The organism is Maribacter sp. (assembly GCF_016744255.1).
GTDB lineage: Bacteria > Bacteroidota > Bacteroidia > Flavobacteriales > Flavobacteriaceae > Maribacter_B.
In genome coordinates this window covers 1-8,900 of record NZ_JADGES010000125.1, presented here as the reverse complement: position 1 = coordinate 8,900, position 8,900 = coordinate 1, and the positions used below count along the sequence as shown (strand labels likewise).

At 33.5% G+C, this 8,900-nt stretch carries 7 protein-coding genes and 1 pseudogene; 4 read left to right on the top strand and 4 right to left on the bottom strand.

The features are described from left to right. A pseudogene (locus tag QZZ51_RS15165) lies at window positions 1-489 on the top strand (FAD-binding oxidoreductase); the annotation flags it as partial. Here the strand turns inward: QZZ51_RS15165 and QZZ51_RS15160 are convergent. Continuing rightward, window positions 481-1,359: a UDP-2,3-diacylglucosamine diphosphatase gene (locus QZZ51_RS15160; protein WP_291871190.1), complete on the bottom strand. Its 879-nt coding sequence runs from the start codon at window positions 1,357-1,359 to the stop codon at window positions 481-483. The pseudogene QZZ51_RS15165 and the gene QZZ51_RS15160 sit on opposite strands and share 9 nt — an antisense overlap. A 187-nt stretch (window positions 1,360-1,546) precedes the next feature. Between QZZ51_RS15160 and aroC the strand changes: the two genes are divergently transcribed. The 3 genes from aroC to QZZ51_RS15145 all read left to right on the top strand — a co-directional run bounded on the left by aroC (window position 1,547) and on the right by QZZ51_RS15145 (window position 4,748). Further along, entirely contained in the window at window positions 1,547-2,611 is a 1,065-nt protein-coding gene (gene aroC / locus QZZ51_RS15155) for a chorismate synthase (protein ID WP_291871187.1), read from the top strand. Between the two features lie 64 nt (window positions 2,612-2,675). Then, window positions 2,676-4,001, top strand: coding sequence for a dicarboxylate/amino acid:cation symporter (locus QZZ51_RS15150; protein WP_291871185.1), 1,326 nt, complete (start codon window positions 2,676-2,678; stop codon window positions 3,999-4,001). 237 nt (window positions 4,002-4,238) lie between these two features. Then, the gene (locus QZZ51_RS15145; RefSeq protein WP_291871183.1) at window positions 4,239-4,748 is read left to right on the top strand and encodes a hypothetical protein; all 510 of its coding nucleotides are present in this window, start codon (window positions 4,239-4,241) and stop codon (window positions 4,746-4,748) included. A 30-nt stretch (window positions 4,749-4,778) separates the two neighbouring features. On the opposite strand, the gene QZZ51_RS15140 is transcribed toward QZZ51_RS15145, so the two are convergent. The 3 genes from QZZ51_RS15140 to QZZ51_RS15130 form a co-directional block, all read right to left on the bottom strand. Further along, window positions 4,779-6,026 (bottom strand): mechanosensitive ion channel domain-containing protein, encoded by a 1,248-nt coding sequence (locus QZZ51_RS15140; protein WP_291871181.1) that lies wholly within the window; start codon window positions 6,024-6,026, stop codon window positions 4,779-4,781. Window positions 6,027-6,236: 210 nt separating this feature from the next. Next, the gene (locus QZZ51_RS15135) at window positions 6,237-8,270 is read right to left on the bottom strand and encodes a mucoidy inhibitor MuiA family protein (protein ID WP_291871179.1); all 2,034 of its coding nucleotides are present in this window, start codon (window positions 8,268-8,270) and stop codon (window positions 6,237-6,239) included. A 107-nt stretch (window positions 8,271-8,377) separates the two neighbouring features. After that, window positions 8,378-8,788: a thiol-disulfide oxidoreductase DCC family protein gene (locus QZZ51_RS15130; protein ID WP_291871177.1), complete on the bottom strand. Its 411-nt coding sequence runs from the start codon at window positions 8,786-8,788 to the stop codon at window positions 8,378-8,380. Window positions 8,789-8,900 lie beyond the last annotated feature (112 nt).

The window sequence follows — 8,900 nt, the reverse complement described above, 5'->3', positions numbered from 1 at the left end:
GAACCATCTGCTATTTTAACTTTTAGAGATGAGTACAAGCGTTTTTCTGAGGATAAAGAAACGTTAGAATCTATTTCTAAAAATACTTTTATTATAGAAGAGTTTATTGCTTTGGAAATTGAAAAAGGAGTACTTACTTCGGATTCGTTTACAAAGGAGGTTAAGGAGGTTAAAATACATAACCATTGCCATCAAAAATCTTTATCTAATCAAAAAGTAACTTTTGATATGTTGAATTTGCCAGAAAACTATACTGTTTCTATTATTAGTTCTGGCTGTTGTGGTATGGCAGGGTCTTTTGGTTATGAAGAAGAGCACTATGAGGTAAGTATGCAAGTAGGAGAGTTAAAATTATTCCCTGCGATAAGGAGTGCTTCTAAAGAAACCATTATAGCGGCAAATGGAACCAGTTGTAGGCATCAAATTCACGATGGCACAAAAAGGCAGGCGTTGCACCCAATTACAATATTAAAAGAGGCTTTAGCTTAGTAGACTCTCTTTTTTAGTAGTTTTTTCTTTAATTTTTTGGGTTGCAGGTATAGACATGTATAAAGAAGCTACTAGTTCGTGTATCGATTTGCTTTTTAGTTCTTCATCAACGAAGAATGGTATGAGCTTGTCGTGGCTATAACGGTATATTTTCCAGCGTTTAAAGGTGTATTCTAATGCTGTAAGGTTTTCTACCCAATCTCCAGAATTTAGATAGGTGCATTTTCCTTTATTGGTGAAAAAAACTTCTTTTTTAGGTAGATGGGTGTGTCCACAAATAACGTAAGAGTACCCATTATCTATGGCTAATTCTGTAACTGTTTTTTCAAAATTTTCAATGGTTTTAATATTACTAGAGATACCTTTTTTTAGTTTGTCAGATAAAGAATAAGGAGGTTTTTCTAATTTTTTTAAAACCCAACTATTTAATCTGTTTAGAAGTTGTAGTGCATAATAGCCAGCATCGCCTATTTTAGCAATCCATTTACTATTTTTAGTAGAAATATCGAAAATGTCGCCATGAAAAAACCAAGCCTTTTTACCATCTAATTTTAAAACAAGCTTGTCGGTTATTTTTAGATTACCTTTAAAACTAGTGCTAAACCTTCTTAATCTTTCATCATGGTTTCCAGTAATGTATATCACTTTGGTACCTTTAGATGCCATACTTAAAATCTTACGAATTACTTTTAAGTGGGCGTTTGGGAAGTATTCAGGATTTTCGTTCCAAGTATCTAGTATATCTCCATTTAAGATAAGGGTTTTGGGTTGTATGCTATTTAAGTAGTTTCTTAACTCTTGGGTGCGACTACTAGGTGTGCCTAAATGGACATCGGATATTACGGCTAGTTCAATTTTTCGTTTTTTCAAGGAATGTGGTATTTCTTACAAATAAAACCATTAGGTATAAATAAGAGGTGAAATTGAAATCAAATAATCTTAATAAAAAGGTTAATAAAATGAGAATAAAGTAAAGATTAGGTTATAGGGGTATTAAGCCAGTTCTTAATTTCGGTTTTTATTATATAAAAATTACATTTGCAGTAAATAATACAATATGGCTGGCAATACTTTTGGAAACTTATTTAAATTAATGACATTCGGAGAGTCTCATGGTGTTGCTATTGGAGGGGTTATTGATGGTTGTCCTTCAGGAATAACTTTAGATTTGGATGCTATACAAGAGGAATTAAATAGAAGAAAACCAGGGCAGTCGGCTATTGTTACGCAAAGAAAAGAACCAGATACGGTAGATTTTCATTCCGGAATTTTTGAAGGTAAGACAACGGGTACACCAATAGGGTTTGCTATATTCAATACCAATCAAAAATCACATGATTACGGACATATTAAGGATTCTTATAGGCCATCGCATGCGGATTATGTGTACGATAAAAAATATGGTTTTCGTGATTATAGAGGAGGAGGAAGAAGCTCTGCTAGAGAAACAGCAAGTAGAGTAGTAGCAGGTGCTATTGCTAAACAGTTTTTAAGTGGAATTACATTTAATGCCTATGTCTCTCAAGTAGGTGATCTAAAATTAGATAAAGAGTATGCGGAGTTAGATTTTTCTCTTACCGAGTCGAATCCAGTTCGTTGCCCAGATACTGCAATGGCAGAAAAAATGGAGAACTACATAAAAGAGGTTCGTAAAGAAGGCGATACTATAGGCGGTGTTATTTCCTGTGTTATAAAAAATGTTCCTATTGGCTTAGGGGAACCTGCTTTTGATAAGCTTCATGCGGAGCTTGGCAAAGCTATGCTCTCTATAAATGCAGTAAAAGGATTTGAATACGGTAGTGGTTTTGAAGGGGTGAAAATGAAAGGCAGTAAGCACAACGATAAATTCAATTCAGATGGTACTACGAAAACAAACTATAGTGGTGGAATTCAAGGTGGTATAAGTAATGGTATGGATATTTACTTTAAGGTTGCTTTTAAGCCAGTTGCTACCGTAATTCAGCCGTATGAAACTATAGATAAAGAGGGTAATATGGTAAAGACCCAAGGTAAGGGTCGTCATGACCCTTGTGTGGTTCCAAGAGCAGTTCCAATTGTAGAGGCTATGGCAGCTTTGGTTATTGCAGATTATGCACTTATGAATCGTACTATTAAATTATAGAATTCTTAATTTTTTGTGGTTTTCCAGTCTAAATAGGTATCTTTCAGCCTTTAAAACTGACTAAATGAAAAAATTAGAATTGCATTGGCAAATTCTCATAGGTATGTTATTGGGAATTGTCTTTGGTTTCGGAATGACCCAATTAGACTGGGGTGTTTCTTTTGTAACCAATTGGATTAAACCTTTAGGGACTATTTTTATTAAGCTTTTGAAGCTTATTGCAATCCCTTTAATACTGGCTTCGTTGATTAAAGGAATATCCGATTTAAAAGATATTTCTAAATTTAAAAATATAGGGATCCGTACTATTGTAATCTATATTTTAACTACTGTGGTAGCTATTACTATTGGTTTGGTGTTGGTAAATATTACCAATCCTGGAGACGGAATATCCGAAGAAACAATTAATAAACTTACTAGTACTTACGCTCAAGATAGTGGTGTTTTATCTAAAATTGAAGAGGCAACCAGCCAAAAAGGTGCAGGGCCATTACAATTTTTAGAGGATATGGTGCCAGATAACGCTGTAAAAGCCCTAGGTAATAACAGTTTAATGCTGCAAGTTATCTTTTTTGCTATTTTTCTGGGTATTAGTATGCTATTGATTGGAGAAAAAAAGGCACAACCTTTAAAAGATTTTTTCGATTCTTTAAATGATGTTGTCCTTAAGATGGTCGATTTAATTATGCTTTCGGCTCCTTATGCTGTTTTTGCACTTTTGTCCAGCGTGGTAGTCTCTTCAAGTGATCCAGATTTATTACTTGCATTGCTTAAATATGCAATGGTAGTAGTTCTAGGGCTTTTGCTAATGATTGTTTTTTACTGCATTGTAGTTGCTGTTTATGCCAAAAAGAACCCGTTTTGGTTTTTAAAGCAAATAAGTCCAGCTCAATTATTGGCTTTTTCAACCTCTTCTAGTGCAGCTACTTTACCGGTAACAATGGAACGAGTAGAAGAGCATATAGGAGTAGATAAAGAGGTTTCTAGTTTTGTGCTACCTGTTGGAGCTACTATAAATATGGATGGTACTAGTTTGTATCAAGCTGTGGCAGCAGTATTTATTGCGCAAGCATTGAGTTTTGATCTTACTCTTGCAGATCAACTAACTATAGTATTGACCGCTTTGCTTGCATCTATTGGTTCAGCAGCTGTACCTGGAGCAGGAATGGTAATGTTGGTTATAGTACTAGAATCTGTTGGTTTTCCGCCAGACAAATTTGCGGTAGGTTTGGCATTAATATTTGCTGTAGATAGACCTTTAGATATGTGTAGAACGGTTATCAATGTAACTGGGGATGCTACTGTTTCTATGGTTGTAGCTAAATCTGTAGGTAAACTAGGAGAACCTCATGTAGAGGAATGGGATGACCATTTAGACGAAGTTCGTTAAGAATCATAATATGTTTAAAATAATTCTGATTGCTTGGTAGTGCTAGTTTTTAAAAAAAATTAGGGACTACTAAGTAATTTATATTTCGCTTAATTTTCTTTGTATAAAGAGGGTTTTTTGGGTTTTTTTAGCACATACGAAATTGATTTTTGTTACGTTTAGAAGGTAGAACCAATACCTATTTGAAATTTGAATAATTTCTTTCGCGGGCCCTTTCTTTTGTTTTTCTTTATTTCTATGTGTAACGCACAAATCGTTGATGAATCTATTAATGGTTTACAAACTGGTTTATTAGGAGTATGGTGGCATAATGAATCTCGATTGTCTTTAAACTGGGCATTTCGCACTGAAATTGGTTATGAAGCCCCATATTTTGCAAATCAAAATCAATATTTAACTTTTTTACCTACTGCTTCTTTAGAACCTAGATGGTACTACAATTCTAAAAAAAGAATAAGTAATAGTAACAATACGTTTCATAATAGTGGCAATTTTGCCTCCATGTCTGTTCGTTACTATCCTAAAATTTTAGCTTATTCGCCAATTGGTGAAAATGATACCTATGGAGGGGTTTTTCTGATTTTTTCTTGGGGAATGAGACGTAATATAAATTATAGGTGGAATATTGAATTCGTCTCAGGAATAGGTGTAGATCCATTTACAAAAAATCCAACAAACATTAATGGAAATGAATTTATTCTCAATTTTACTTTGCGTATAGGTTACAAATATGGAATGAAAGAATAAATATCAAATTATTCAAAATAATATTTATTTTTATTTGTTTTTAAAATTAGTACTACTTGGTAATTCAAACCCTTCTAATTTAAAATAGGGGATAGCAGCCAATAAATGGTCAAAAACATCGGCCATAATATATTCGTAGTTTTCCCAACGTTTATCATTACTAAATGCATAAACTTCTAGAGGCAAACCTTGACTTGTAGGAGCTAATTGTCTTGCCATAATCATCATTTCTTTATTAATTCCCGAATGATTGTTAAGATATAAATCCATATATTTTCTAAAAACGCCAATGTTCGTTAGGTTTCTACCGTTTATTAAAACAGATTTATCTATTTTATTTTCGCTGTTATAGTTATTTATATCTTCTTCCTTGGAAGAAAGGTAAGGTGTAAGAAGACGTATCTTTTTTAGACTCTCTACTTCATCATTGGTTAAAAAGTGTATACTTTCCTGTTTTAGGATTAAAGCACGTTTAATTCGCCTCCCTTGCGCATTAGTCATACCTCTCCAGTTTCTAAACGAATCAGAAATTAAAGCATAGGTAGGAATGGTGGTAATGGTTTTATCAAAATTCTGCACCTTAACTGTAGATAGGTTAATTTCTATTACATCACCATCAGCGCCATATTTTTCAAAGGTTATCCAATCTCCAATACGCACCATATCGTTAATAGAGACTTGGATACTGGCAACAAAACCTAGAATAGTATCTCTGAAAACTAAAATTATTACAGCAGAAGCAGTACCTAAAGCGGTTAAAAACTTCCATAACTCCATTCCTGTGATAATAGAAAAGGCAAAAAGAATACCAATCGCCCAGGAAAAAATCATGAATACCTGAATATAGCTGTCTATGGGCTTGTCTTTAAGATTAGGAAGGGTTTTAAAGAAGTCTTTAATAGTGTTTAATAAACTACGAATAATCCAAAGGAAAAGAATAATGCCAAAAACCTCAATAACTTTAAATAGAATGTTTTCTAGTCCAGAGAAATCCCTAAAAATATAGGGAACCGTCTCATAAGCAACTAGGATAGGAACAATATGGGCAATATTGCGTGGTGTTTTATTACGAACTAAAAAATCATCAAACTTTGTTTTGGAATTAGTCGTAAGCCTACCGAAGGTATTTACTATGATTTTTCGAATTATATAATCAATCAGGAATAAGAATAATACCAATATAATTACTAAAAGGAGCATGTTTAGGTACTTGGCCCAAACCTCGGACATTCCTAAATCTTGTAGTTTAAAATATATCCAGTGCGATAATTTTTCCATATTTATTTAGTATTAATATAGGGGTTGTCTAGCTGCTAGAAAGAAAAACACCTACTGCGAAATTAGTTGTTTTAGATCTAAACAACGCATTTACAGTAGGTGTTTATTCCTACTAATGGGTTTTATGTTTTGATGTAGGCATCGAAGTATAGTATGTTTCCTTTTAATGCCTCTTAGGTCTCCTTCGAGGGCGTTTATTTAAGGCATTAATTATAACGAAATATGCTTTACTTTCGGGTATTTTATTTGATATGAAAAATCTAATTTCTCGGTTTGTTTGGAGGCGATATTTAATTCCCAACTAAGTATTCCTTTTTTAGAATTGTAATCTGCCGTATTTATTTTAATATCATCTACCCGTATCTCTTTGTTTTGAGATAATGGAATACGGTCTATTACTTTTATGGCAATAGAGGAGGTTTTGTTGTTTTTAATCTCCAATGCATAGCCTTTATTTAAAATACGATTACCGCCAGAGAAAGATTTACTTTTAAAATCATTTATTCTTTTTCTAGTAACGGTAATAGTGTCATCCACACCTAAAGAGAGGGTCATTTCTTTTTTTACCGTGTATGGATCAATAGTTGTTTTACCGGCAAAGGAACCGTTAAAATAAATACTGGCTTCTCCTGGTAAAAGGTTGTATTTTTCCCAATCTTTAAAGGTTGCAGTTAAAAATACATTCTCATTTAGTACGGGCACCGCTAAATATTCATATTTGGCATCTAGAGAGAAAGTATTTATCTCAATCGCTGTTATATCGGCATCAGAGGTTATCGTATACGATTTTTTAATTTCAAATGTAGTCTGAATTACCTCTTCTTTTGCGTTGCTTTTCTTTGTGGTTATTACCACAATTCCATTGGAGCCTCTTGTGCCATATATAGAAGTTGCATTTGCTCCTTTGAGTACTTCTATAGATTGTATTTCGTCTGTATCTAAATCTCCTTCCACAAAATTTTCTGCAACAATACCATCAATAACATACAATGGAAGTTTTGGTTCGGAGATACTAGAAGCGCCTCTAATTTGCACTCCAGAAGCGCGCCCAGATAAACCACTGCTTGTACCATAAGCAACAACTACAACTTCCTCTAGCATTTCAGCATTTTCTTCCATTTGTATATTCATAACCGAAGAGAAAATAGGGATATCTTGTGTTATATAGCCTATGTACGAGAATTCTAGCTCTTGTCCTTGGGTAATTTTAAGGATAAAATTACCATCGAAATCTGTTTGTGTTCCTTGGTTGGTGCCTTTGATTATTACGGTTGCGCCCGGTAATGGCATTCCAGATTCATCTACCAAAGTACCGGTAACTTGTTTCACGGAAGGATTATAATGGTATTTACTTTTTTTAATAGAACTAGTGCTGTATTTGTTTTTATAGCCATTGGTGAAGTTTAAATACTTGGTTCCTAGATTAGGTTTGGTAACATTGGTATTTGGGTTACCTGTAGATAGGTTAATTTTTACTTGCTCCCAATCGTTTCCAGTTTTTTGGTATACATGGGCTTTATACGCTAATTTTAAAGGAGCATTAATGGCACTAGATTTTAGGTTGTAGGTTGGTATCCAACCAGCATCACTAACGATATAAGAAAATTCTAGGTTTAAATTAATGGAAATAGGGGAATCAAAGACAATAGTTAGCTCGCCTTGTTTTTTTTCGGGTGTTTGGTTTAGCTCCTTTAATTGCTTTTTTATGACGCTTTTCTCCTCGGACAAATTGCTAATTTGATGTTTGGTGGAATAAACAGCATTTTTAATAGCTGTAATTCGCTCTCGGTAATAGGTGCTAATTTCTATTATTCTTGCTAAATCTACGGCCTGTGTTTCAGAGCTTATTAGGCGATTTGTTACAATCACTTTTTCTTCTTCGTCCAAACCTCTAATGGTGTTATTGAACAAGGCTATTTTTTCTTCTATCACTTTTATTTGTTTTCGTAAAAGCTCTATTTCTGGTTTGTTTACTGGTTTTGCCAAATAATTAATGTCGTATGACATGGATAAGATAGAGGCAGCCTGTAGACCCGAAATTTGAATACTGCTCTCGTCTACTTTTGTAGATAGTCCCGTAAAAGTTATTTGTGTAGTTCCTTCTTTCAGTAAAAAAGAAGCATTTCTACTAATTTCGGCACCGCTTAAATAAACGGTTACTTCCTTTATTTTGGAAGGAATCTGTTGGTCGTTTCCAAAAGTAATTAATGGAAATAGGCATAAAAAGAAGAGAAGCTTTTTCATAAGTTTTTGTATTGGTTATACAGTAAACTTATATTTATAATTGTTCTTTAAAAAGTAATAATGGGTGTATAGGTGGTTTAAATGAGTAAAGCTCCTATTTGAATTAGTTAGTCTAAAAATTTGGCTCTCAATTCTGGTGTGGGTACCATACATTGCTCTTTTTTGCCATACCAACGGTATCTGTTTTTAGCAATAAAATCGTATACGAAATCTCTTAAACCTTTCGGAAACACCTTAAGTAGGTGTATGATCTTCCATGGGCTGTTTAGGTTTTTTGCAATTTCTAAAGCTGCATCCGATTTAACAAAATAAACCACATTGGGTTCGATTAGGATGATAGAATCTATTTGTATGGTATCAATTCCACGCTCTTTTAAAAGTTTTTTCCCAGTTTCACTTTGTAAAGGAGTAAAGAGAAACTGTTCCTTTTTATCTCGTTTAATTACAAATTGAACTGCACCATTGCAAAGATTGCAAACACCATCAAACAGTATAATTTTTTTACTAAGCTTTATCATATAAATATACTATTGGTACATAGTAAGGGTAATGTAATATTCTTGATGGTTTAGCATCCTATAAAAAATACGGGTATAATTACTAAACGTATTTTTTAGATTTCTATTTTTT

Excerpts from the sequence above, each read along its gene's own strand:
- aroC (WP_291871187.1), top strand. The coding sequence starts at position 1,547 with ATGGCTGGCAATACTTTTGGAAACTTATTTAAATTAATGACATTCGGA.
- QZZ51_RS15150 (WP_291871185.1), top strand. The coding sequence starts at position 2,676 with ATGAAAAAATTAGAATTGCATTGGCAAATTCTCATAGGTATGTTATTG.
- QZZ51_RS15145 (WP_291871183.1), top strand. The coding sequence starts at position 4,239 with ATGTGTAACGCACAAATCGTTGATGAATCTATTAATGGTTTACAAACT.
- QZZ51_RS15140 (WP_291871181.1), bottom strand. The coding sequence starts at position 6,026 with ATGGAAAAATTATCGCACTGGATATATTTTAAACTACAAGATTTAGGA.
- QZZ51_RS15135 (WP_291871179.1), bottom strand. The coding sequence starts at position 8,270 with ATGAAAAAGCTTCTCTTCTTTTTATGCCTATTTCCATTAATTACTTTT.
- QZZ51_RS15130 (WP_291871177.1), bottom strand. The coding sequence starts at position 8,788 with ATGATAAAGCTTAGTAAAAAAATTATACTGTTTGATGGTGTTTGCAAT.